This window comes from Pseudoramibacter alactolyticus ATCC 23263 (assembly GCF_000185505.1).
In the GTDB taxonomy this organism is placed as follows: Bacteria; Bacillota; Clostridia; order Eubacteriales; family Eubacteriaceae; genus Pseudoramibacter; species Pseudoramibacter alactolyticus.
In genome coordinates this window covers 1,501,158-1,523,284 of sequence record NZ_GL622359.1, presented here as the reverse complement: position 1 = coordinate 1,523,284, position 22,127 = coordinate 1,501,158, and the positions used below count along the sequence as shown (strand labels likewise).

General features: G+C 58.4%; 22 protein-coding genes. All 22 read left to right on the top strand.

Annotation, left to right across the window (positions count from 1 at the left end; genetic code table 11):
* The first annotated feature begins 28 nt into the window (after nt 1-28).
* A complete protein-coding gene (hemA, locus tag HMPREF0721_RS07285) occupies nt 29-1,282 on the top strand; it encodes a glutamyl-tRNA reductase (protein ID WP_006599026.1) in 1,254 nt (417 codons plus the stop codon).
* On the top strand, nt 1,279-1,884 hold the full coding sequence (locus tag HMPREF0721_RS07280; RefSeq protein ID WP_006599025.1) for a precorrin-2 dehydrogenase/sirohydrochlorin ferrochelatase family protein: 606 nt from the start codon (nt 1,279-1,281) through the stop codon (nt 1,882-1,884). The genes hemA and HMPREF0721_RS07280 overlap by 4 nt, the downstream gene beginning before the upstream one ends.
* The gene (gene hemC, locus HMPREF0721_RS07275; protein WP_006599024.1) at nt 1,881-2,810 is read left to right on the top strand and encodes a hydroxymethylbilane synthase; all 930 of its coding nucleotides are present in this window, start codon (nt 1,881-1,883) and stop codon (nt 2,808-2,810) included. Before HMPREF0721_RS07280 ends, hemC begins: the two co-directional genes overlap by 4 nt.
* Nucleotide 2,811: 1 nt before the next feature.
* On the top strand, nt 2,812-4,338 hold the full coding sequence (gene cobA / locus HMPREF0721_RS07270) for a uroporphyrinogen-III C-methyltransferase (protein WP_006599023.1): 1,527 nt from the start codon (nt 2,812-2,814) through the stop codon (nt 4,336-4,338).
* Nucleotides 4,339-4,360: 22 nt separating this feature from the next.
* Nucleotides 4,361-5,332: a porphobilinogen synthase gene (gene hemB / locus HMPREF0721_RS07265; protein WP_006599022.1), complete on the top strand. Its 972-nt coding sequence runs from the start codon at nt 4,361-4,363 to the stop codon at nt 5,330-5,332.
* A 9-nt stretch (nt 5,333-5,341) separates the two neighbouring features.
* Nucleotides 5,342-6,646 (top strand): glutamate-1-semialdehyde 2,1-aminomutase, encoded by a 1,305-nt coding sequence (gene hemL, locus HMPREF0721_RS07260; protein ID WP_006599021.1) that lies wholly within the window; start codon nt 5,342-5,344, stop codon nt 6,644-6,646.
* Nucleotides 6,639-7,430, top strand: a complete 792-nt coding sequence (locus HMPREF0721_RS07255; protein ID WP_006599020.1) for a sirohydrochlorin cobaltochelatase — start codon at nt 6,639-6,641, stop codon at nt 7,428-7,430. The genes hemL and HMPREF0721_RS07255 overlap by 8 nt, the downstream gene beginning before the upstream one ends.
* Nucleotides 7,431-7,435: 5 nt before the next feature.
* Nucleotides 7,436-8,215: a precorrin-4 C(11)-methyltransferase gene (gene cobM / locus HMPREF0721_RS07250; RefSeq protein ID WP_006599019.1), complete on the top strand. Its 780-nt coding sequence runs from the start codon at nt 7,436-7,438 to the stop codon at nt 8,213-8,215.
* The gene (locus HMPREF0721_RS07245) at nt 8,216-9,286 is read left to right on the top strand and encodes a cobalt-precorrin 5A hydrolase (RefSeq protein WP_006599018.1); all 1,071 of its coding nucleotides are present in this window, start codon (nt 8,216-8,218) and stop codon (nt 9,284-9,286) included. It begins immediately after the preceding gene.
* A gap of 18 nt (nt 9,287-9,304) precedes the next feature.
* Complete coding sequence (cobJ, locus tag HMPREF0721_RS07240) at nt 9,305-10,060, top strand: precorrin-3B C(17)-methyltransferase (RefSeq protein ID WP_006599017.1); 756 nt, start codon at nt 9,305-9,307, stop codon at nt 10,058-10,060.
* Nucleotides 10,057-10,821: a precorrin-6A reductase gene (cobK, locus tag HMPREF0721_RS07235; RefSeq protein WP_006599016.1), complete on the top strand. Its 765-nt coding sequence runs from the start codon at nt 10,057-10,059 to the stop codon at nt 10,819-10,821. Before cobJ ends, cobK begins: the two co-directional genes overlap by 4 nt.
* Nucleotides 10,818-12,320, top strand: coding sequence for a cobyric acid synthase (locus HMPREF0721_RS07230; protein WP_006599015.1), 1,503 nt, complete (start codon nt 10,818-10,820; stop codon nt 12,318-12,320). The genes cobK and HMPREF0721_RS07230 overlap by 4 nt, the downstream gene beginning before the upstream one ends.
* 13 nt (nt 12,321-12,333) lie before the next feature.
* Nucleotides 12,334-13,344, top strand: a complete 1,011-nt coding sequence (cbiB, locus tag HMPREF0721_RS07225; protein WP_006599014.1) for an adenosylcobinamide-phosphate synthase CbiB — start codon at nt 12,334-12,336, stop codon at nt 13,342-13,344.
* 19 nt (nt 13,345-13,363) lie between these two features.
* Complete coding sequence (locus HMPREF0721_RS07220; RefSeq protein WP_006599013.1) at nt 13,364-14,422, top strand: pyridoxal phosphate-dependent aminotransferase; 1,059 nt, start codon at nt 13,364-13,366, stop codon at nt 14,420-14,422.
* On the top strand, nt 14,413-14,976 hold the full coding sequence (gene cobU, locus HMPREF0721_RS07215; protein WP_006599012.1) for a bifunctional adenosylcobinamide kinase/adenosylcobinamide-phosphate guanylyltransferase: 564 nt from the start codon (nt 14,413-14,415) through the stop codon (nt 14,974-14,976). The genes HMPREF0721_RS07220 and cobU overlap by 10 nt, the downstream gene beginning before the upstream one ends.
* A 111-nt stretch (nt 14,977-15,087) precedes the next feature.
* Nucleotides 15,088-15,594 carry an SEC-C metal-binding domain-containing protein gene (locus HMPREF0721_RS07210; RefSeq protein ID WP_006599011.1) on the top strand — a complete coding sequence of 169 codons (507 nt, stop codon included), beginning with the start codon at nt 15,088-15,090 and terminating at the stop codon, nt 15,592-15,594.
* 383 nt (nt 15,595-15,977) lie between these two features.
* The gene (locus HMPREF0721_RS07205) at nt 15,978-16,265 is read left to right on the top strand and encodes a hypothetical protein (RefSeq protein ID WP_006599010.1); all 288 of its coding nucleotides are present in this window, start codon (nt 15,978-15,980) and stop codon (nt 16,263-16,265) included.
* A gap of 4 nt (nt 16,266-16,269) precedes the next feature.
* Complete coding sequence (locus HMPREF0721_RS07200; protein WP_006599009.1) at nt 16,270-16,821, top strand: GNAT family N-acetyltransferase; 552 nt, start codon at nt 16,270-16,272, stop codon at nt 16,819-16,821.
* A 168-nt stretch (nt 16,822-16,989) separates the two neighbouring features.
* Entirely contained in the window at nt 16,990-17,748 is a 759-nt protein-coding gene (locus HMPREF0721_RS07195; RefSeq protein ID WP_006599008.1) for an SDR family NAD(P)-dependent oxidoreductase, read from the top strand.
* A 42-nt stretch (nt 17,749-17,790) separates the two neighbouring features.
* A complete protein-coding gene (locus tag HMPREF0721_RS07190) occupies nt 17,791-18,000 on the top strand; it encodes a hypothetical protein (RefSeq protein WP_156788715.1) in 210 nt (69 codons plus the stop codon).
* 93 nt (nt 18,001-18,093) lie between these two features.
* The gene (locus HMPREF0721_RS07185; RefSeq protein WP_006599006.1) at nt 18,094-19,521 is read left to right on the top strand and encodes a hypothetical protein; all 1,428 of its coding nucleotides are present in this window, start codon (nt 18,094-18,096) and stop codon (nt 19,519-19,521) included.
* 415 nt (nt 19,522-19,936) lie between these two features.
* Nucleotides 19,937-22,111: a CRISPR-associated helicase/endonuclease Cas3 gene (locus HMPREF0721_RS07175; RefSeq protein WP_006599004.1), complete on the top strand. Its 2,175-nt coding sequence runs from the start codon at nt 19,937-19,939 to the stop codon at nt 22,109-22,111.
* The last annotated feature ends 16 nt before the right edge of the window (nt 22,112-22,127 follow it).

Below are 22,127 nucleotides of genomic sequence, written 5' to 3'. Positions count from 1 at the left end.
GCCTGATTAGAATTGGGGGATCATAAGCGTGGAAATCGTTGTTGTCGGGATGGATCATCGCTGGGCACCGCTGGAGATCAGAGAAAAGGTGGCTTTTATCAGTCGGACGATCAAAGAAGGGATCGCGGCGCTCACGGCATACAGCGAAGTGGCCGAGACGGTGATTTTATCCACCTGCAATCGCAGTGAGATCTATGTGGCGTCGGAATTCGCGGAAAAGGCCGTGGCTATCCTCAAGGATTTTTATATCAGTATGAAGACGCCGGAGGCCGAGACCTATCTCTTTGCGTATCGCGGAATCGAGGCCGTGCGCCATCTCTTCCGAGTGGTGACGGGGCTGGACTCGATGATTCTGGGTGAAGACCAGATTTTGGGGCAGGTCAAGGATGCCCTTGAAAAAGCGCAGCGCTACCGCGGCGCCGGCAAATTTTTGACCAAAGCCTTTCGGGAAGCCATCACCTTTTCCAAGAAAATCAAGACTGTGTATAAAATTTCAGAAACGCCGCTGTCTTTGAGCTCGACGGCGGTTAAGCACATTAAGCGGCTGTTCCCCAAGGATTATGCGGATAAAAAGGTGATGATCATCGGCTCGGGCAAGATGGGCAAACTCGCCTTGCAATACATGGACGCCGAAGGCTTCCGCCGGGTGTATATGACCAACCGCACCTATCATCCGGCCCCGGAATACGAAAAGGTGTACCGCGGCGGTGGCGGCGTGACGGTGGTGCCCTATCCGGAGCGTTATGACGTGATGGGCGAAATGGATGTGGTGATTTCGGCGACGGCCTCGCCTCACCGGGTGATCAAGCAAGAAGATTTTCCCGCGCGGACCAAGCCCGTCGTCCTCATCGATCTCGCGCTGCCCCGGGATATCGACCGCGCGCTGGCCGACGACGAGCAGGTCACCCTGATGACCATCGACGATTTCAATCACATCATCGACGAGACCAAAGTTTATCGAGAACATGTGGCCCAGCGGATTTCCGCCCAGGTGGGGGATGCCGTGGACGCGCTGATGCGCTGGATCGACAAAGCTAAGGTTGACAGCACCATCGGCATGCTCAACCAGAAGGCTCAGGGCCTGGCCGATGAGACGATCGCGATTTTAAACAAGCGCTATGGTTTTACCGGGAAGGATCAGATCTTTCTTGAGAAAATTGTGCATTCGGAGTTTCGCAAGATGGTGATGCCGGCGGTGCATACCCTTAAGATGACGGACGATGACGCCAAGATCGCCCAGTACCGCGAAGCGCTGACAGCCCTTTTGGAGGATCCGGCATGAAGACGCCGCTTCTTTTTGAAATGAACGGCCGGCGGGCGCTGGTGGTCGGCCTCGGCCGCGTTGGCCGGCGCCGGGCCCGCACCTTGGCAGACGCCGGCTGTACGGTGACGGCGTTGATCAAAGCGCCGCCGGCCGATTGGAACAGCACCGGCGTTAAGGTGGTGCAGAAGGCTTTCGAGGCGGCGGATCTTGCGTCGGTTGATCTCGTGGTGGCGGCGACGGACGACGCCGAAACGAACGCGGCGGTGCTCGCGGCCTGCCGGGTTCGGGGCATTCCGGTGAACGTGGCGGACGATCCCGACGCGTCGGATTTCTTTTTTCCGGCGGTGATCCGGCGGGGCGACCTGACCCTTTCGGTATGCACCGAAGGGGCGAGTCCCATGACGACCAAAGCCATCGTGAAGGAACTCAAGGCGGCCTACGGCGAGGATTATGCCCGGCGCCTGGCCGCTTTAAAAACATTGCGGGCGGCCATTATCGCCAGGGCGGGCGATCCGGCGGAAAAGCGGCGGCGGTTAAAGGAATTGACGGCGCTGCCGACATCCAAACTGGCAGAGCTGGCCGCATCGCAAAATCAATCGGAGCAATCGGAGGAAGCATGAAAAAGATCGTTGTCGGCTCCCGGGGGAGCAAGCTTGCGGTGACCCAGACGAACTGGCTGATAGAGCGGCTCGCGGCGGCCCACCCCGACATCGCATTCGAGCTTAAAATCATCACGACCAAGGGAGACCGCAATCAGCATCAGGCACTGGACGCCATCGGGGACAAGGGGCTTTTCACGGCGGAACTCGAGGCAGAGCTGCTATCCGGCGAGATTCAGATGGCGGTGCACAGCATGAAGGATATGCCGTCGGCGCTGCCGGAAGGCTTGTGCCTGACGGTGCCGCCGATGCGGGAAGACCCCGCTGACGTATTGGTGACGCCTCACGGCGCGGCAAGTCTCGACGATTTGCCCGAAGGCGCCGTGATTGGCAGCGGCAGCAAGCGTCGGGTGTTCCAGCTGAAAGCGCTGCGCCCCGATTTGCAGACAGTGGGAATCCGCGGCAATATCGACACGCGGATCCGCAAGCTCTTTGACGAACACCTTGACGGCATCGTCCTGGCGGCGGCCGGCATGCGGCGGCTGAACGTTTATGACGCGGCGGATTATCATCTGGTGCCGCTCTTGCCGCCGGCCTTTGTCCCGGCGCCGGCTCAGGGCATTCTCGCGGTGGAAATTCGGGAAGACAATGCCGAGGTTAAGGCGCTGATGGCCGCGATTAGCGACGAGACCGCGCGGGTTCAAATGGCGGCAGAGCGCAGCTTTTTGACGGCGCTTGACGGCGATTGTCATTTGCCCATCGGTGCGTACTGCGAGGCGGCTGGGGATGCCATTACCCTCTACGGGCTTTATGGCGACGAGGCCGGAACGCGGCTGGTCAAGGGATCCGCCGCGGGGAGGGCAGCGGACGCCGAAAGACTTGGAGCGCAGCTGGCGGAGCAACTCCGAAAGGCGCTTGAACAGCCGGAAAGTGAAGTTGAAAAATAATATGAACGAAGCAAAAAAAGGCAAAATATATTTGGTCGGCGGCGGCTGCGGCGATCCCGGGCTTTTGACCCTGCGGGCCAAGGCCAAGATCGAGACCTGCGATGCCCTGGTTTACGATGCGCTGGTCAATGAATCTTTTCTGGCGATGGCGCCGGAGTCCTGCGAGAAGATTTACGTCGGCAAGCGGGCGAACCGCCATGCCCTTTCGCAGTGGCAGATCAACGCGCTGCTCGTCGAATTGGGTCAGCAGGGGAAAACGGCGGTGCGCCTGAAGGGGGGCGATCCCTATGTTTTTGGCCGCGGCGGCGAAGAGGGTATCGCGCTGCACCAGGCGGGCATCCCCTTTGAGGTGATCCCCGGCATTCCTTCGGTGACCGGCGGTCTGGCCTATGCCGGCATCCCCGTCACCCACCGGGACTGTGCATCCTCCTTCCAGGTGGTCACCGGCCATCTGAAGGACGGCGGCGAAGCGCTGGACTGGCCGGTGCTGGCCCAAACCAAGGGCACCCTCGTTTTTTTAATGGGGATGAAAAATCTGGCCGCCATCGCCGGCAATCTTCTGCGCGAGGGTATGGATCCGGCAACGCCGGCGGCGGTGGTCTACCGCGCCTCCCAGCCGAGCCAGCGGGTGGTGACGGCGACGCTGGCCACCATCGCAGAGGCTTCGCGGCAGGCGGGGATGCACGCGCCGGCGCTGATCGTCGTCGGCAAGGTGGTGGCCCTGCGCGACGAGCTGCGCTTTTTCGACAACAAGCCCTTTTTCGGCAAGACGTTTCTCGTCACACGGTCGCGCACCCAGGCGTCGTCGACGGTCGAAAAAATCCGCGAGCTGGGCGGGGAAGCCATTGTGTATCCGACGATCCGCATTCGTCCGGTGCCCGAGGCGATGGATCGGCTCGGCGAGGCCATTGACGCACTCGGGCATTACAGCCATTTGATTTTCACCAGCGTCAACGGGGTCGAACTGTTTTACGATCAGCTCGCCGTCCGCGGTCAAGACAGCCGGGCGCTGGCCGGGCTCACGATCACGGCCATTGGCAAGGCGACGGCTGCGGCGCTTGAAGAACGCGGGGTTGTGCCCGACGTGGTGCCAAAGCGCTACATCGGTGAGGAGCTGGTCGATAAGCTCTCCCCGTTGATCGGTGCCGGCGATCGGGTGCTCCTGCCCCGGTCGAAAAACGCCCGCAGCCTCGTGGCCGACGAGCTGGCCAGGCTTTGTCCGGTGACGGAGCTGCCGATTTACGAAACCATTCGCGAGGATCGGACGGATATCGACGTGGCGGCGATGCTCGCGAAGCGCGAAATCGACTATATCACCTTTACCAGTTCCACCACGGCGAAATATTTTGCGGAAAAGCTCGGGGCGGACCGGTTCGATTTGGTGCAAAACGCGAAAACGGTGTCTATCGGCCCCCAGACTTCAAAGCAGATGCGAGAGCTGGGAATGGCGGTCGACATCGAGGCAGCCGCCTACACCATCGACGGGCTGCTCGCGGCGGCCGAGGCGGATTCGGCGGCATCGGTTTAATAGAGGACATGGAGGTGTCACGATGATTTTACCCACAAGACTTCGGAAAAATAAAAATATTCGGCGGCTCGTCCGCGAAACGCATTTATCGATGGACGATGTGATTTATCCGATTTTTGTCGTCGACGGCGAAGGCATTCGGCGAGAAATCCCCTCGATGAAGGGGCAATATCACTATTCGCTCGATAAATTGGACGGCGTGGCGGCGATGCTCCGCGACAAGGGCATCGGCCACATCATGCTCTTTGGGGTGCCGGCGGAGAAGGACGCCGAGGCTTCACCGGCCTTTGCCGACGACGGCATCATTCAGCGGGCGGCGCGCAGGCTCAAAGCCCTCGATCCCGAACTTTATATCGTCGGGGACGTGTGCCTTTGCGAATACAAGAGCGACGGCCATTGCTGCTTCTTTGAAGAAAACGGCGACATCCGGCGGGACCGCTCCCTCGAAACGCTGTGCAAGGTCGCGGTGAGCCAGGCCCGGTCGGGCATCGACATGATCGCCCCCTCCGACATGATGGACGGGCACATTGCGGCGTTGCGGACGGCCCTGGACGACGCGGGGTTTGAAAGCGTTCCGATCATGGGGTACTCGGCGAAATTCGCCTCGACCTTTTACGGTCCTTTCCGGGACGCGGCGGATTCGGCGCCGGCCTTCGGCGACCGCCGGTCTTATCAGATGGACCCGGCCAACGGCAAGGAGGCCCTGAAGGAAGTGGCGCTGGACGTCGAAGAAGGGGCGGACATCGTGATGGTCAAGCCGGCCATGCCCTACCTCGATGTGATCAGTCAGGCCAAAGAGCTGTCTTACCTGCCGATGGCGGCCTATCAGGTCTCCGGCGAGTACGCGATGATCCGCACCGCGGTGGATCAGAGGCTGCTCGACGAGCGGGCGATCTTTGAAAGCCTGCTGTGCATCAAGCGCGCGGGGGCGGAAATCATCATCACTTATTTTGCGCCGCAGCTTCAGGCGCTGATCGATGCGTATCAGGATTAGGAGGTCCGCATGCAGCACGAAAAATCCCAGGCTCTTTTTGAACGGGCCAAACGCGTGATTCCCGGGGGGGTCAATTCGCCGGTGCGCGCCTTTAAGAACGTGGGCATCGCGCCGGTCTTCGCGGACCGCGCCCACGGCGAGGCGCTCACCGACGCCGACGGCAACACCTACACTGATTATATCTGTTCCTGGGGGCCGTTGATCCTCGGGCATTCGTCACCGGTTTATTATGACGGCATTGACGAGGCGCTGGCCCGGGGCAATACCTACGGCCTGCCGACGGCCGTCGAAATCGAAATGGCCGAGACCATCGTCGATGCGGTGCCCAGCATCGAGCGGGTGCGCATGGTCAATTCCGGGACGGAGGCCACCATGTCGGCCATTCGGCTGGCCCGGGGCTACACCGGCCGGGAAAAGTTTATCAAATTCGAGGGCTGTTATCACGGTCACGGCGATGCGCTGCTGGTAAAGTCGGGCTCCGGGACCATCACCTTCGGGGTGCCCACCAGCGCCGGGGTGACCGCCGGCACGGCGAAGGACACCCTGGTGGCGGCCTATAACGATCTCGATTCGGTTAAAAAACTTTTTGCCGACAATAAGGATGAAATCGCCTGCGTGATCGTCGAGCCGGTGGCCGGCAACATGGGCGTGGTGCCGCCGGCGCCGGGCTTTATGGAGGGGTTGAGGGCCATCACCGAGGAAGCCGGGGCGCTTTTGATCTTTGACGAAGTGATCACCGGTTTTCGCGTGGCCTATGGCGGCGCCCAGGCGCGCATGAACGTCACGCCGGATCTGACCTGCTTCGGCAAGATCATCGGCGGGGGCATGCCCGTCGGCGCGTTCGGCGGCAAGGCCGAAATCATGGCGATGCTCGCGCCGGACGGCCCGGTTTATCAGGCCGGCACCCTTTCGGGCAATCCGGTCGCGATGAAGATGGGGCTCAACAACCTGCACTATCTGCGGGATCATCCGGAGGTTTACGCCATCCTGGAAGCCCGGGCCAAGCAGCTGACCGACGGCTTCGCAGCCAATCTGGCCGCGACGGGCATCAAGGGAACGCTCACCCGTTATGCGGGGATGTCGGCGCTGTTCTTTACGGATGTGCCCATCGTGGATTTCGATTCGGTGATGACCTCGGATACGGCGCTTTATGCCCGGTATTTTAAGGCCATGCTTGCGCTCGGCCACCTGATGCCGCCGTCCCAATTTGAAGGGATTTTCGTTTCGGCGGCGCACAGCGAAGCGGCGATTGCCAAAACCGTGGCGGATCAAAGACAGGTACTCGAAGAAATCGCGGAGGCAATCCATGGCTAAACAGGCACTGCTCGTTGTCTCCTTCGGCACGTCCTACCACGAGACGTATCATAAAACCATCGAAGCGATCGAAAACGATCTGAAGGCGGCTTTTCCGGAAGCGGATTTTTTCCACGCCTACACTTCAAAGATGATCATCGGTAAACTGAAAAAACGCGACGGCATCGTGATGGACACGCCGGCCGAAGCGCTTGAAAAAATCAAGGCGGGCGGCTACGCTGAGGTGGTCTGTCAGGCGACGCACATCATCAACGGGCACGAGTTCTACCGAATGATCCGCGAGATGCGCCCCTATCAGGACGTTTTCGAGCGTTTTATCGTCGGGCGGCCGCTGCTCAGCAGTCACGCGGATTTTGAGGCTATGGCAGGCGTGCTGGCGGATTTATTGCCGCCGCTGTCGCCGGTGGACGCCTGGGTGTTTATGGGCCACGGCACTGATCATTACGCGAACAGTTGTTATCCGGCGATGGATCATTACCTGAAGGCCTGCGGCAGCAATCTTTTTATGGCGACGGTGGAGGGCTATCCGACGCTTAAGGATGTGACGGCGGCGCTGCACGCGGGGCATTACCGCCGGGTGGGCCTGATGCCCTTCATGGTGGTGGCGGGCGATCACGCCCTGAACGACATGGCCGGCGCCGATGGCGATTCCTGGCAGAGCCGCCTGCGCGCCGAGGGCTTCGATGTGGCGTCAGTGGTGCGCGGGCTTGGGGAATATCCGAGCGTGCGGGCGATGTTTATCGATCACGCTCAAAACGGGACCGAACTAAAGGAGTTAATATAGCAAGTATGAAAGCATCAGAAACATCAAAAGAAACCGTTTATCTGATCGGCGCCGGTCCCGGCGATCCGGAGCTTTTAACGTTAAAAGGCAAGCGCCTGATCGACGAGGCCGACATCATCATCTACGCGGGCTCGCTGGTCAATGCCAAGGTGCTCGAAGGGCACAAGGCGGACGCACGGATCCACAACTCCGCCTCGATGACGTTGGACGAGGTGATCGATGTGATTGCGGCCGGTGTGGCGGCGGGCAAAAAGGTGGTGCGGGTGCATACGGGAGACCCGTCGATTTACGGCGCGATCCGCGAGCAGATGGACCGCCTTGAAGCGATGGGCATCCCCTTTGACGTGGTGCCGGGGGTCAGCTCTTTCACGGCGTCGGCTTCCGTGCTCAAAAAAGAATTTACCCTGCCGGACGTCTCCCAAACGGTGATCTGCACCCGGCTTGAAGGGCGCACCCCGGTGCCGGAAAAGGAACAGCTCGAATCCCTGGCGGCGCATCGGGCATCGATGGCGATTTTCCTGTCGGTGCAGAATATCGGGGAAGTCGCGGCAAGACTGCGCGCCCATTATCGCCCGGATACGCCGGTGGCGGTGGTGCAGCGGGCGACCTGGCCGGATCAGAAGATCGTCGCGGGCACCCTCGCAGATATCGCGGAGAAAGTGAAGGCAGCGGGCATCCGCAAGACGGCGCAGATTCTCGTCGGGGATTTCCTCGGCGATCAATACAGCCTGTCGAAACTTTACGATCCGGGATTCAGCCACGAATTCCGAAAGGCCAGCCGATAAATGGCGAACAAGTGGGCGGCGGTCGCCGTGAGCCGGGACGGCGTGAAGATCGCTTTGCGGGCCAAGCGCGCCCTGGCGGACCAGGCCGTCACCGTCTTCACCCTGCCCAAATACGTAGCGGCGGACGCGGAGGCGATTCCCGGCAGGCTCACGGATTTCTGGGGGACGCTGATGGCGGATTACGATGTGCTGCTTTGTGTGATGGCCAGCGGTATTGTGGTGCGGGGCATCGCCCCCCATCTGACGCATAAGGCCGATGATCCGGCGGTGCTGGTGATGGACAGCGGCGGCCGTTTTGTGATCAGCCTGCTCTCGGGGCATCTCGGCGGGGCCAACGCGGCCGCGGTGATGCTGGCCAAGCGGCTTTCCGCGACGCCGGTGATCACCACGGGCACCGATGTGAAGGGCTCGATGGCGGTGGATGTGCTGGCGGAGAAGCTCGGCTGCGAGCTTGTGGATTTTTCGGGCGCCAAGGACGTGACGGCGGCCATCCTCGACGATGCGCCGGTGGCCATTGTGGACGAGGCCGGTCTCGACTTCGCGGGCATCGCGCTGCCGGGCAATCTTTTTGTGGCGCGGCCGGGAGACATCCTGCCGGCCCATCAGATTCGCATTTCGGAAAAGGCAGCCTGCACGTGGGAAGCGGAGATCACGGGCGTGCAGCTCATCCCCAAGACCATCGTCTGCGGGGTAGGCTGCCGCCGGAACACGCCGGGGACGCTGATTATCGAAAAGCTTGAAGCGCTTTGCGCTGAGCACGGTGTCCATCCCCGGGCGATTGGGACCCTGGCCACCATTGGCTTGAAGGCAGAGGAAGCGGGCATCCGCGCGGCGGCTGAGCACTGCCATGGGGCGGTGCGCATCGTGAAGGACGAGATGATCCGCCTGGTGCAAAATCGCTTTGACGGTTCGGATTTCGTGGAAAAAACCACCGGTCTGCGCTGTGTCAGCGAGCCGGCGGGCTATGCGGCGTCGGGCTTCGGCGACTGCATTGCGCCAGTGGTGAAAGGTGACGGCGTCACCCTTTCGCTTTGGCGGCTGCGGCGATCGGATCCTGCGGATTTAAAATAAAACGAACGAGGAATGTCAATGAGTGAGAAGAGTGAGAAAATTTACGTCGTCGGGCTGGGGCCGGGCGGCATTGATCATATGACGGGGGCGGCGCTGGCTGCCATGGCGGATGCGGATATCATCGCCGGCTACAAAACCTATATCGATCTGATTGCGGATCTCGATGTGGTGGCGGGCAAAGACCTGCGGGCTTCGGGCATGCGCAGGGAGCGCGACCGCTGCCGGGAATGCCTGGATCTGGCCAAGGCCGGGAAGACCGTGGCGCTGGTGAGCTCCGGCGACGCGGGGGTTTACGGCATGGCGGGCATCATGCTGGCGCTGGCCGAGAAGGATCCGGCCGAAATCGAGGTGGAAGTGGTGCCGGGGATCTCGGCGGTGAATGCCGCCGCGTCCATTCTCGGGGCGCCGCTGATGCACGATTACGCCGTGATCAGTCTCTCCGACTTGCTGACGGACTGGGACGTCATTCAAAAGCGTATCCGCTTTGCCGGAGAGGGGGATTTTGTCATCGCCCTTTACAATCCCAAAAGCAAGGGACGCCCCACCAACATCAACACCTGTCAGGACATTCTCCTAACGGTGAAGGATCCGAAGACGCCGGTGGGCATCGTGCAAAACGCCAAGCGTGACGGCGAAAAGGTCTGCATCACCACCCTCGACGCGATGGCCGACCAGGAGATCAACATGTTCTCGCTGGTGATCATCGGCAACTCGAAGACCACCGTTTCGGCCGACGGCACGCAGATGATCACGCCCCGGGGGTATCAGCTGTGATTTTGGTGCTCGGCGGCACGGCGGACGGCCGGGAGGCGGCGGAGCGGCTGGCGGCGGCCGGCCGAAGCGTGATTTATTCATCGATCAGCGCCTACAATGCGCCGGCGGAAAGTGTGCGGCTTGGCTGGCACATCGGCGCCATGGATGCCCAGGGCCTCGCGGCGATGCTGCGCGAACGGGCGATCACCCTGTTGGTGGACGGCACCCATCCCTATGCCCGGACCGCCTCGGAAAACGCGCTCGCCGCGTGCCGGGAGCTGGGCGTGCGTTATATTCGGCTGGAGCGGCCGGGCCTTGAGGCCATGGCCGAGAAGGACGCGGTGATCCGCTGCGAAAGCTATGAAGCGGCGGTGGCCTATCTCAAGACGCATCCCGGCAATGTCCTGACGACCACCGGTAGCCGGGAGCTTTCGCGCTATCAGGCGCTGCCCCGGGAGCGGGTGTTCCCGCGGGTGCTGCCGACTGCAGAGGTCATCGCGAAGTGTGAAGAACTGGGATACCTGCCCCGGCAGATCGTCGCCATGCAGGGACCCTTTTCTTTTGAGCTGAATGCGGCGATGATCCATGCGCTGAATATTCGCTACGTCACGACGAAGGACAGCGGGGACATCGGCGGCGTGGCCGAAAAAATCCGGGCGGCGGCGGCCTGCGGCGCCGAGGTGCTCTGCATCGATCGGCCGAAGCTCGACTATCCTGAAACGGTGGCCACGGCCGAGGCGCTGGTCGCGCGGCTGATGCCCCAGAAAGGCGGACAATCATGAGCAAGGCAAAGAAAATCATGTTTCAGGGGACGGGATCGTCCGTGGGCAAAAGCCTGATCTGCGCGGCCATGTGCCGGATTCTTTCGGATCAGGGCCTGAAGGTGCTGCCTTTTAAAGCGCAGAACATGGCGCTTAATTCCTATATCACGGCAGACGGCAAGGAAATGGGCCGGGCCCAGGTGACCCAGGCAGAATGTGCCCGGGTGGCGCCGGATGTGGCGATGAATCCCATCCTGCTCAAGCCCAACTCCGACGTGGGCTCCCAGGTGATTTTAAACGGGGTCGCCGCCTTTAATATGGACGCGGCTGAATACCATCGATATAAACCCCAATTGACAGCCGTGGTGCGCGGGGCCTACGATCGGCTTGCGGCTCAGGCGGATGTCATCGTCATCGAGGGGGCGGGCAGCCCGGCGGAGATCAACCTGCGGGAGAACGACCTGGTGAACATGGGCCTTGCGGAGCTCATCGACGCGCCGGTGGTGCTCATCGGCGATATCGACCGCGGCGGCGTTTTCGCGTCGATTTACGGCACGATCAAGTTGCTGCCGCCGGAAGAGCAGGTGCGATTCGCCGGCTACCTCATCAATAAATTCCGGGGGGATGTGGCATTGCTTGCGCCCGGCATCGATATGATGGCGCCGATGATCCAGGTGCCCTGCCTCGGCGTGGTGCCCTACACCCGGGTGGTGATCGACGACGAGGATTCGGTGACCGAGCGCTGGTACGGCCGGCACGAAGGCGCGGTGACGATCGGCGTCGTGCGTCTGCGCCACGTGTCCAATTTCACCGATGCGACGGTGTTCGACATGTATCCGGATGTCTCGGTGGAATACTACAAAAATCAGCGGGAGATCGAGCGGGCCGAGCCGGATCTTTTGATCATTCCCGGGAGCAAAAACACCATCGACGACGCGATGGGGCTTCGGGAGAGCAAGATGGCAGACGCGATCGCGGCCAAGCACGCGGCGGGCGTGCCGGTGATCGGCATCTGCGGCGGTTACCAGATCATTGGGCAAAGCATCGCCGATCCCCACCATGTGGAATCGGCGGCGGACGAAGTGGCGGGGCTCGGCCTGCTAAACGTGCGAACGGTGCTGGGCGAAACGAAGACCACCACCCAGGAGCGCGGCCGGGTGGGCGCGCGCTTTATGGATATAGACATGACCGGCGAGCGCGTGACGGGTTACGAAATCCACATGGGCCGGACCGAGCCGACCGACGCGGCAACGACGCGTTTCTGCACTCTGGCCGACGGCCGGGCCGATGGTGCGGTGTCGGCCGACGGCAATGTGATGGGTACTTATCTGCACGGCATCTTCGACAACGACGATTTCCGCGAAAAGATCCTCAACCGGATCAAGGCGAAAAAACACCTTGCGGCCGGCGCAGTGCAGGATTACGCGGCATTTAAAGAGAGCCAGTACGATTTGCTCGCGGCCGCGGTGAAACAGGCGGTGGATATGGACGCAATCATGCACATCATCGAAAACAGCTGAGCGAGGCAGATGCATGTTCTTCGAGATAACAACGGGCTGGTGGCTTGTACTCATCGGCGGGGCGGTCGCACTTGACTGGGGAATCGGCGATCCGGAAAAGATTCCGCACCCCGTCGTCTGGATCGGAAAGCTCGTCGGCAGCTTGACGAAAGCGTTCAATCGCGGCACGCCCCGCGCGCGCAAAGGGAAGGGGCTTTTAATGTGGCTTTTGGTAGTCGCCATTACCATCGCTGTGACGGCGGGCGTGCAGTGGCTGGCCATCCAACTGCATCCGGCGGCGTTTCTTTTGGTGACGCTGTGGTTTCTCGGAACCGCGCTGGCGGAGAAGAGCCTGCGTCAGGCGGTGACCGGGGTGGCGAAGGCCTTGTCCGAAGACGATCTGGCCTCGGCAAGGCTGCAGGTGGGCTGGCTCTGCGGCCGGGACACCACGGCACTTTCGGCGCACGAGGTGGTGCGCGCCGCGGTGGAGACGACGGCGGAGAACACGGTGGACGGCGTTCTCGCGCCGCTGTTTTACATGGCGGTGGGGCTGGTGACGGCGCACTGGCTGCCCTGGCTGAACCCGCTGACCCTGGCCATGACCTATAAAGCGGTGAACACGATGGATTCGATGGTGGGCTACACCCAGGCACCCTATCACGACTTCGGGTGTTTGCCGGCGCGGCTCGACGACGTGTTGAATTGGCCCATTGCCCGCATCGGTTCGCGGATGATGCTCATCGGCGGGGCTCTGCTCGGCTTCGACGCGAAGAACGGCGCCCGGATCTACAACCGGGACCGGCACAACCACAAAAGTCCCAACGCCGGCCATCCGGAATCGGCCGCGGCGGGGCTCCTGCACATTCAGATCGGCGGGACCAATGTGTATTTCGGCGAGACGGTGGTCAAGCCCACCATCGGCGATGCCGACCAGCCGCTTTCGGCCTGGCACATTCAGGCATGCGTGTCCGTCATGCTCGCGGCCGAGATCGCACAGACGCTGTTCATGGCGGTGGCGGCGGGGATTGCACTGGGCCTGAGCTAAAAATAAAGGGGGGATTTTTATGAATCAACACGGCGGTTATCGCGGCGATCGTCAGGACATGCTGGATTTTTCGATCAATATCAATCCGCTGGGGATGCCGCCCCGGCTGCCCTATGATCTCGAGGCGGCGATCGCGGACCTCGGGCGCTATCCGGAGCCGGACGGCGCAGCGCATAAGAAACGATTGGCGGCGCGGTTGGGGGTGGCGCCGGAGCAGTTGATCCTCGGCAACGGCGGCATCGATCTGATCTATCTTTACACCCGCAGCGTCGGACGCGGCCGCCCCTCGGCGGCGGTGGTCGTCCCCACCTTTAATGAATACCGCCTCGCCCTGGCGATGAACGGCTGGGACCCGATCACCCTTTGGGAGACCGGCGCGGATTCGGATTTTCGCATCGATTCCGACGCCTTTACCGCAATGGTCGGGCGGACCCGGCCGGATGCGGTGTTTATCTGCAATCCGAACAACCCCACGGGCATGGCCTATTCGCCGGCGTTTCTGTGCGGGCTGATGGATCGCTGCGATCCGGCCATCCATTGGTTTATCGACGAGTCGTTCATCGATTTTTCGGCCAAGGATTCCTGCCGCGATCTGCTCGCGGGCGAGCGCCGGCTGGTGCTTCTGCGCTCGCTGACCAAGTTCTTCGGGATTCCGGGGCTGCGCCTCGGCTACGCGCTGGGGCATCCGGCGATCATCCGTGCGATGGAGAATGATCAGATGCCCTGGAGTGTCAATGCGCTGGCGCTGGCGGCGCTGGACACGGTATTCGACGACGCGCGTTTCATCGCCGATTCCAAATCCTATATGGCCAAGGAGCGCCATCGGGTTTATATGGGGCTCGAGCGGCTGGACGGGCTTGCGGTGTATCCCTCGTCGGCGGATTTTCATCTGTGTCGTCTGGAAAGCGGCACGGCGGCTGCGCTCAACGCACGGCTTAACAATCGGGGGATCAATATCCGGACCTGTGAGGATTTTACCGGGCTGGGTGAGGCGTATTTTCGGATCGCGGTGAAAAAGAAGGCGGACAACGACCGCCTGCTTGCCGCCTTAAAGGAGGAGCTGGACAGATGGGATTGACGTTGGTGACCGGCGGCGCGCGCAGCGGCAAGAGCGCCTATGCCGAAAAACGGATTGCCGAATGGGAAGCCGCGGGTGTTGGCCCGGTGACTTATATCGCGACGGCCATTCCCTTTGACGACGGGATGAAGGACCGTATTGCCAAGCATCAGGCCAGGCGCCCCGAGCATTGGATGACCATCGAGCGCTATCGGGATTTTAAAGCGATGGCCGAAGATCCGGCCTTTGTGCAGAGCCGGACCGTTTTGTTGGACTGCTTGACGGTGCTGATCACCAATCAGATGCTGGCCATGGAAACGGACTGGGACCGCGTGAGCATGAAACGGGTGGACGCCGTCGAAGCGGCGATTACCGCCGACGTGAACGATGCGCTGGATTTGCTCGCAGCTAAACACAGTGTGATCGTCACCAACGAGGTGGGCATGGGCCTGGTGCCGGCCTACCGCATGGGAGGTCTCTTTCGGGACATCGCCGGACGCATCAATCAAATGGCGGCGGCCCGCGCCGACGAGGTTATCTTTTGCGTGTCGGGCATCCCGATGCGCATCAAATAAAAGACAGCGACGTGCGAAAAGCCGGCGGCTTGTACAGCCCGCCGGCTTTTGCTATAATGATGAAAAGCAATTGGCGGCGATCGCCAAGGAATCAAGCGAGGAGAACAGCACATGAGTTTATACGCCGACTGGAAACAAACCATCGAAGACAACAGCCAGACCGCCGCCGGGCAGCGCGCCTTCTGGGACGGTTTTTGCGAACGGGAAAAACATATTTACGAAGATCTGCTCGGACGGCAGGAAGCCCGGGTGACGGGAACCGTCGCGGCTTTTGCCAAAAAATACGCGATGCCGGAAACGGAAATTCTCGGATTTCTCGACGGGATCAGCGAAAGTCTGACGAATGCGCCGCCGACGCTCGACGAAGTGACAGCCGACCGCGAATGGATCCTTGACATCGACTGGGAAAAACTGTATTGGAACATGGTGAAGGTGCCGGCCCCTTGGCTTTATGAATTGCCGCAGTGGGAGGGCATTTTAAGCGCCGATCGGCGAAAAGCGATTTATAAAAAATGCCGGGCCCGCAACACCGTGATCAAAGAACAAAAGGTTGGCCGCAATGACCCCTGTCCCTGCGGCAGCGGTAAAAAATACAAGAAATGCTGCGGTCGAATCTGAGAGTGCGCCGATAGGCACGGCGATCAGCTGTGGGACCCATGCGAAGCGATCCCAAGAGGGCGGCGTGCGGATAAATCGATCATTAAACGAAGCATCGCATTAGGCGGTGCTTTTTTTAAATGCGTCGCAAAGACCCAATCACCTGCCCCTATTTATCATCGGCAGACACGAAACGAATTTAAACTTTATTTTGCCGCGCGATACCGTCAGCTTGCCCGGGCGCCGCTTTTTGCAGGCGGATGGAGCGGGGCTTTGTGTCGGCATGTGGCCGTCGTGTTAACCATCAAAGATAAAAATAAAAAAATTTAAAAAGAATGGCTTGAAAAGGGAAACGCCGATGATATATAATAAGTTGCATTTAACAATAAAAGGAAGTGAGAAAAATGTTAGAAGTTCGCGTGTATTCGAACTCGCGAAAAGCCACGATGCTGGACCGTTCAGGCATGCTCATCATGGCTGTTGCCTCGGCGATGATGCTTCTGTTGCCTATCGCTCACGGTTTGACGTTGGTCTCGGCGGACGTTGCGGGGGAATCGGTTTTTATCGGTTTTTGTGTGGCGCTTATCGGCTATAAACTGACGGAACAGGCAGAGCATATCGGCGAGGCCACGCAAAGCATTGTCGAGTTGCACTCGCTGGGCGGCAAGCCGGTCAATCCCTATCGGCATTGACGCGATGAACCATTCGGGAACACAACAGATTCAAACGAAGCGGCTGTGCCTGCGGCGTTTCGCGGCCGGAGATGCGCCGGCGGTTTATGCGCACTATGGCAGCGATCCCCAGGTGAACCGCTATATTAGCTGGGCACCGGGCCGGACGCCGGCTGGGGCCGACACTTTTGTGAAAACGCATCTTGCCCGTTACGATACGGATTCGGCGTTTTATGGCTGGGCGATTGCGCTCGCAGGGGAGGTGATCGGCTCGATCGGCTTGTTCAATGTGAACGACGCCGCTCAATCTGCAGAGTTGGGCTATAGCATTGGCAGCACCTGGTGGGGAAAGGGGCTGGCGACAGAAGCGGCGTCGGCCGTTCTGACTTATGCTTTTAACGAAGTGGGTTTTCGCCGCATTTTCGCGACGCATCATGTGGATAATGCGGCGTCGGGCCGGGTGCTTCAAAAAATCGGCATGCATCGGGAAGGTGTGATCAAAGATGGCCAGGGCGACGCCGACGGCCGTTGCAGTGATTTAATCCTGTATGGGGTGCTGAATGCCGCGAAGCATTAAAAACGGCAGACGGTAAATTGCGTTTTAAAAGATAATTAAAAGAAAACACCCTGCGGGGTGTTTTTTATTGGTATTTTGTTGTGCCCAAAATTTGAAATAAAGTGCGCAAAAGCAGCGGGCATTCGGTAAAATAGGCGTAAAGGAAATGAACCTTGAAAGGAGCGAATCATGAGCATAGCAGTGATCACCGGGGCGACGTCCGGCATGGGGCGGGCGCTGGCGAAGATAATCGATCGGGAAAATCAAGCGACGACGGCCTTTTGGCTGATCGGCCGGCGGGAGGATCAGCTGCGGGCGCTTAAGCAGGAACTCATCAAACCCGCGCGCTGTTTTGTGATGGATCTTGGGGAAGGGGAAGCGCTGATTGCCCTTCAGCGGGAGCTGGAGACGGCCGATCTGAAAATTGGATTTTTGGTGAATGCGGCGGGCTTCGGGATGATCGGCAGCATCGCGGAGCTATCAGCCGAAGTGCAAATGGCGATGATCGATGTGAACGTGCGGGCACTCACGGCGATTACCCGGCTGTGTCTGCCATATCTTTCGACCGGCGCTCATGTGGTGCAGTTCGCCTCGGCGGCGGCTTTTCTGCCCCAGCCGAATTTTGCGGTTTACGCCGCGTCCAAAAGCTACGTGCTCAGTTTCTCCCAGGCGCTTAATGCGGAGCTGCCGGATGCCTCGGTGACGGCGGTCTGCCCGGGACCGGTGCGCACCGCCTTCTTTAAAACGGCAGAGAAGGTACACCGGCGGGCGGCGTTCAAAAATCGCTTTATGGCCGATCCCGAGAAGGTGGCCGCCAAGGCCTACCGCGACGCGATGGCCGGCCGGGCGGTGTCTGTCTATGGGACGGCGATGAAGCTGCTGCGCCTGGTGGCGAAGCTGCTGCCGATGCGGCTGTTGGTGTGGGTGCAGAGTCCGGGAAAGCGCTGAGGCGCCGAAACCGGGGCGGCATAAAAAATGGAAGGCCGCAAAATGGATTTTGGAAGGCGCGCCGCTTGCCGCAGCGCGGCCTCGGGCCAACCGCCGGAAGAAGGATCGGAGGGATTGACAACGATCTGCGCCGGCGGATCAGAAGGAATGAAGCCGGAAGGCTGTCCGGTTTGGCTGCGTTCACAGATGTCGGATGACGTTTGGCAGGGTCCTTTCCTTTCAGACCGGCGAACGCCCGAAAGCCGGCTTTAGCGATTGGCGTTTACGGCCGCGGGGCGCGGATTTTTGTGCGGACGCCCGGAGGCGGCGCCATGAGCGGATATAACGGATTGAAAGAAAGGATTGATGATGAAGCGACAAATAACGGCTCTGTGCCTTGGCATTATTTTGTGTCTGAATTTTTCCGGCTGTGGCATAATTTTCCATCCGGACAGACCGGCCGAAAAGATTCCGAATACGGATTCATTAACGGTGAAAAGTCCCTTTGACGGCAAGAGTCTGAACGAAATTGCCTTGATTTGCCTTGAAAAAAACTATCCGGAGCACGATTTTTCATTGGATGAAAGCAGGATGTCGATAAGCGATAAGGAATTGGGACGTGCCGGCACTTTTCTGGATGAGAAAGGCCGCAGAATTTCGCTTGAAGACTGGGGATATGCAGGAACGGAGCACTTTGGCTGCCACGACACTTATTTTGTGCAGTGGTTAAAAGAGCAGCATTTTGCGGAAAAAGCCGATAAAATTGCGGGAAAATATGGCTGCGAAATGGATCTCGGCACGAAGACTTACCGGTCTTTGGCCGAAACGAGGCCCATAATGCTCTATTTTAACGGCAAACCGGCGAATCGGATCAAGCGCTATGACCCGGCTAAGCTTGCTCTGACGGCTCCGGATACCAGAAAGCTGGCGGCAATGGCCAAAGAAATGCTCAACTGCGTCAACACGCCTTTGGTGCGGGAACCGGAAAAGATCTTTTATTCTACGAATGAGATTGACGTTTTCACCCAGCCATCGATGTCCGCCATTTATCTGAAATTTATTTTTCCCGGCGAAAAGAAAAAATCGCAATCCGGCGGCATTGCGATGGGCCATGCCTATGAGACGTCCCTGCGCATTTCCTTCAGCGAGAAGGAAAAGAGCGTCGCGGAACTGGAACAGGAAATTAAAGGATTCATCCGGCTGCATCTTGAACAGGAGGCTGGGGTAAAACCCGAAAAACTGCGCGACGAGGCCTATACGCCTTTTGGCGGCAAGCGTGTAAAAACATCCTTTGGCCGTTATGTGATGCGGCCGGGCTGGACTTTTCGCAAAGCAGGTTCCGATGATGTCTGGCAGAAAGCGGGCGCGAAGGACGGCGATGCCAAAATCACCATTCGCACGGCGTCGATGCCCTATCGGGTAATAACCGAAGGCACGGAGAATGCCTATGCCGGCGCAGAACACAAATTTAATGAAAGCTGGCGCTCTGAAATGACGGGACATCCCGGATGCGTCATGCAGGTCGGGGCCGATACGATCGGCGGCGTTCCCAGGGTTTGGAAAGATGGCTGGAGCATACCGGATACGAAGTGTTATAGAAAAAAGGCCGGCGCGAAAAGCAAATGGCGCAAGGCCTGGCGCATTGACCTTTATTACCCCGACAACGCATACGTGCGCAGCTATTACATCATGGGTGATGGCCGGTATTGCCAGATCACCCTTTTTGAAAAGCATTATGCTCCGGAGAATCGGTGGGCCCTGGAACAGATCCTGAACAGTTTTACGGTGAAGTAAGATTCAGGGGGACAAAAAGGCAAAGCGGGGATTCGGTGCGGAAAGAAAAGGGACGGCGGCCGGCGGTTTTGCTTTGCATGAAAGCAGGATGCCCCGGCGGCAGACATGGCCTCGTCCGCAAAGGGCAAATCGAATCCCGGCACAGCCAATGCATTGGGACGCTGTTTTCTTTCCGGCGCCCCTTCCCAAAGCTATTGCCGCCTGAGCGAAGGCGCAGACGCGCGAAGTTGGGTGACGGGATCAACGCGCGCGGCGAGCTGAGGCGCCTGTCGGATCAGAAGAAAAAAAGCGAAATTAAAAAAGAGATAGGCCGACCCGTTTTTGCCGCATAATAAAAACTATTTCATTTGTAAAAAGAAAGTGATAAAATAAAAAAAGTCGGTCTGAAAAATATTTAAAAAGCAGAGGTCATAGCATGGCAATGAGTTCGTATCTTGCGCATTTAGACGGCAAACGGGAACAGTCCATTTTAGAGCACAGCCAAAATACGGCGGCATTAAGCGCTGATTTTGCGATTTCGGCATTGAAACCGTTGGCTTATATTTTGGGAATGCTTCACGATATTGGGAAATATCAAAACAGCTTTCAAAAGCGCATTCGCGGTAAAAATATTCGGGTGGACCATTCAACTTGCGGCGCTATTGAAGCCATGACCCATTACCAGACGCCGGTGACACGGCTGATGCTGGCCCTTTGTATCGCGGGGCATCACTCCGGTTTGCCGGACACCGGTTCCAAGCAGGATGACGGATCGACCCTTTACGGGCGGATCAATCGGCAGGATCAGTTTGAAGATTACTCGGTTTTTCGTCGAGAGATGCCGGAACTTTGTCTGGATGAGAACGCTCTGGCACAATTTATCGCGGACGATTGTCAAAAAGACATGAAATGCCTGACAGATAAACTGGCGTTTTTAACGCGATTTTGCTTTTCCTGTCTGACGGATGCGGATTATCTGGATACAGAGGCGTTTTATACCGGCACTTCTCGCCGGACGGTGCGTTCTGATTTCCGGGCTTGTTTGGAGCGTATCGACAGGCAGCTGGATGGCTTTGTTTGCAAGACGGCGCTGCAAAAGACGCGGCGGAGTCTGCAGGAACAAGCATTTTCGAAGGCAGATCGCGATGCCGAGATTTATCTGATGAATATGCCGACGGGATCCGGCAAAACCCTATGCAGCATGAAATTTGCATTGATGCGGGCCATCCGCAAAGGCTACCGGCATATTATCTATGTGATTCCCTACAACAGCATCATTGACCAAACAGTCAGCACTTTTGAAACGATTTTTGGTGAAGATGCGCGGATTTTAAGGCACCAGTCTACCTTTTCTTATGATGATATCGATGCGCGTGAAGAAGTGCGCATCGAATTAAAACATGCGGTTGAAAATTGGGATGCCAGCATCATCGTGACGACAGCCGTCCAGTTCTTCGAATCGATGAACGGCAGCAAAAAGCGACAGCTGCGCAAAATGCACAATGTGGCAGACAGCATCGTCATTTTCGATGAAGCGCATCTGATGCCTACCAATTTCTTGCAGCCCTGTCTGCAGGCCGTTGCATTTACCGTGCGTTATTTAAACAGTGAGGCATTGTTTTTAACGGCGACCATGCCGGATTTTAAGGCATTGCTTACCCGATATACGTTGCCGGATATGCAGATTCTGGATTTGATTGATGATCGGCGGAATTTTGTCATCTTTCAGAAATGCCGATATCATGATGTCGGCCTGATGTCAAAAGAAGTGTTGGTGGCCGGTGCCAGCACGGCGTCGGCGGTGTTAATCGTGGTGAATAAGCGGCGGACCGCCCGGGAAATTTATGCCATGCTGCCGGAGGATTGCCACAAATATCATTTGTCGACTTACATGATCGCGGCGGACCGACTGCAAACGATTCGTGAAATCAAAGAGCGATTGGCACATCGCGACGGCAAGCCGATTTTGGTTGTGGCCACGTCCTTGATCGAAGCGGGTGTGGATCTCGATTTCGATACGGTCTATCGTGAATTATCGGGGCTCGACAGTATTTTGCAGGCTGGAGGTCGCTGCAATCGCGAAGGGAAACAAGCAACGGCCAATGTGTATGTGTTTGAATTAGACGAAGCAGAAAAAAGTCCGGATAAAGATGCTAGGAGCAGTTTGGCCAAGGGGATTTTCAATCGGTTTGAGCAAATTGATACGCCAGAAGCGATCGAGGCTTATTATCAAAATTGGTACACAGTGAATCGGGAAGACTTGACGCGGCATGCCATGCACCAGTTTTCACCGGATTTTTCCGTGCTGCAGTTTAAATCCTATGGAGAGCAGTTTCAATTGATTGATTCAAAGACGGTGTCGATTGTTGTGCCGACAGATGAGGTGAGCCGATCCTGGGTGTCGCAGTTGTCCTTTGCAAAATCATCTTTGGGCATCGCCAGAAGGTTACAGCCCTATGCCCTCTCTGTGTATTCATACGAGTTTAATGTTTTGCGTGAGCAAGGGGTTCTGGATGATTATGGCACGGGCATTTGGTGTCTGACCAATTTGGATTACTATGATGCCGAAACGGGGATTCAATTTGAAGGCAAAGATTATTTTATTGTGTGACAAAAGGGGATGAAAA

Bases quoted from the DNA above. Each gene is read 5' to 3' on its own strand.
- HMPREF0721_RS07280 (WP_006599025.1), top strand. From the start codon at position 1,279: ATGAAGACGCCGCTTCTTTTTGAAATGAACGGCCGGCGGGCGCTGGTG.
- hemC (WP_006599024.1), top strand. From the start codon at position 1,881: ATGAAAAAGATCGTTGTCGGCTCCCGGGGGAGCAAGCTTGCGGTGACC.
- cobA (WP_006599023.1), top strand. From the start codon at position 2,812: ATGAACGAAGCAAAAAAAGGCAAAATATATTTGGTCGGCGGCGGCTGC.
- hemB (WP_006599022.1), top strand. From the start codon at position 4,361: ATGATTTTACCCACAAGACTTCGGAAAAATAAAAATATTCGGCGGCTC.
- hemL (WP_006599021.1), top strand. From the start codon at position 5,342: ATGCAGCACGAAAAATCCCAGGCTCTTTTTGAACGGGCCAAACGCGTG.
- HMPREF0721_RS07255 (WP_006599020.1), top strand. From the start codon at position 6,639: ATGGCTAAACAGGCACTGCTCGTTGTCTCCTTCGGCACGTCCTACCAC.
- cobM (WP_006599019.1), top strand. From the start codon at position 7,436: ATGAAAGCATCAGAAACATCAAAAGAAACCGTTTATCTGATCGGCGCC.
- HMPREF0721_RS07245 (WP_006599018.1), top strand. From the start codon at position 8,216: ATGGCGAACAAGTGGGCGGCGGTCGCCGTGAGCCGGGACGGCGTGAAG.
- cobJ (WP_006599017.1), top strand. From the start codon at position 9,305: ATGAGTGAGAAGAGTGAGAAAATTTACGTCGTCGGGCTGGGGCCGGGC.
- HMPREF0721_RS07230 (WP_006599015.1), top strand. From the start codon at position 10,818: ATGAGCAAGGCAAAGAAAATCATGTTTCAGGGGACGGGATCGTCCGTG.
- cbiB (WP_006599014.1), top strand. From the start codon at position 12,334: ATGTTCTTCGAGATAACAACGGGCTGGTGGCTTGTACTCATCGGCGGG.
- HMPREF0721_RS07220 (WP_006599013.1), top strand. From the start codon at position 13,364: ATGAATCAACACGGCGGTTATCGCGGCGATCGTCAGGACATGCTGGAT.
- cobU (WP_006599012.1), top strand. From the start codon at position 14,413: ATGGGATTGACGTTGGTGACCGGCGGCGCGCGCAGCGGCAAGAGCGCC.
- HMPREF0721_RS07210 (WP_006599011.1), top strand. From the start codon at position 15,088: ATGAGTTTATACGCCGACTGGAAACAAACCATCGAAGACAACAGCCAG.
- HMPREF0721_RS07205 (WP_006599010.1), top strand. From the start codon at position 15,978: ATGTTAGAAGTTCGCGTGTATTCGAACTCGCGAAAAGCCACGATGCTG.
- HMPREF0721_RS07200 (WP_006599009.1), top strand. From the start codon at position 16,270: ATGAACCATTCGGGAACACAACAGATTCAAACGAAGCGGCTGTGCCTG.
- HMPREF0721_RS07195 (WP_006599008.1), top strand. From the start codon at position 16,990: ATGAGCATAGCAGTGATCACCGGGGCGACGTCCGGCATGGGGCGGGCG.
- HMPREF0721_RS07190 (WP_156788715.1), top strand. From the start codon at position 17,791: ATGGATTTTGGAAGGCGCGCCGCTTGCCGCAGCGCGGCCTCGGGCCAA.
- HMPREF0721_RS07185 (WP_006599006.1), top strand. From the start codon at position 18,094: ATGATGAAGCGACAAATAACGGCTCTGTGCCTTGGCATTATTTTGTGT.
- HMPREF0721_RS07175 (WP_006599004.1), top strand. From the start codon at position 19,937: ATGGCAATGAGTTCGTATCTTGCGCATTTAGACGGCAAACGGGAACAG.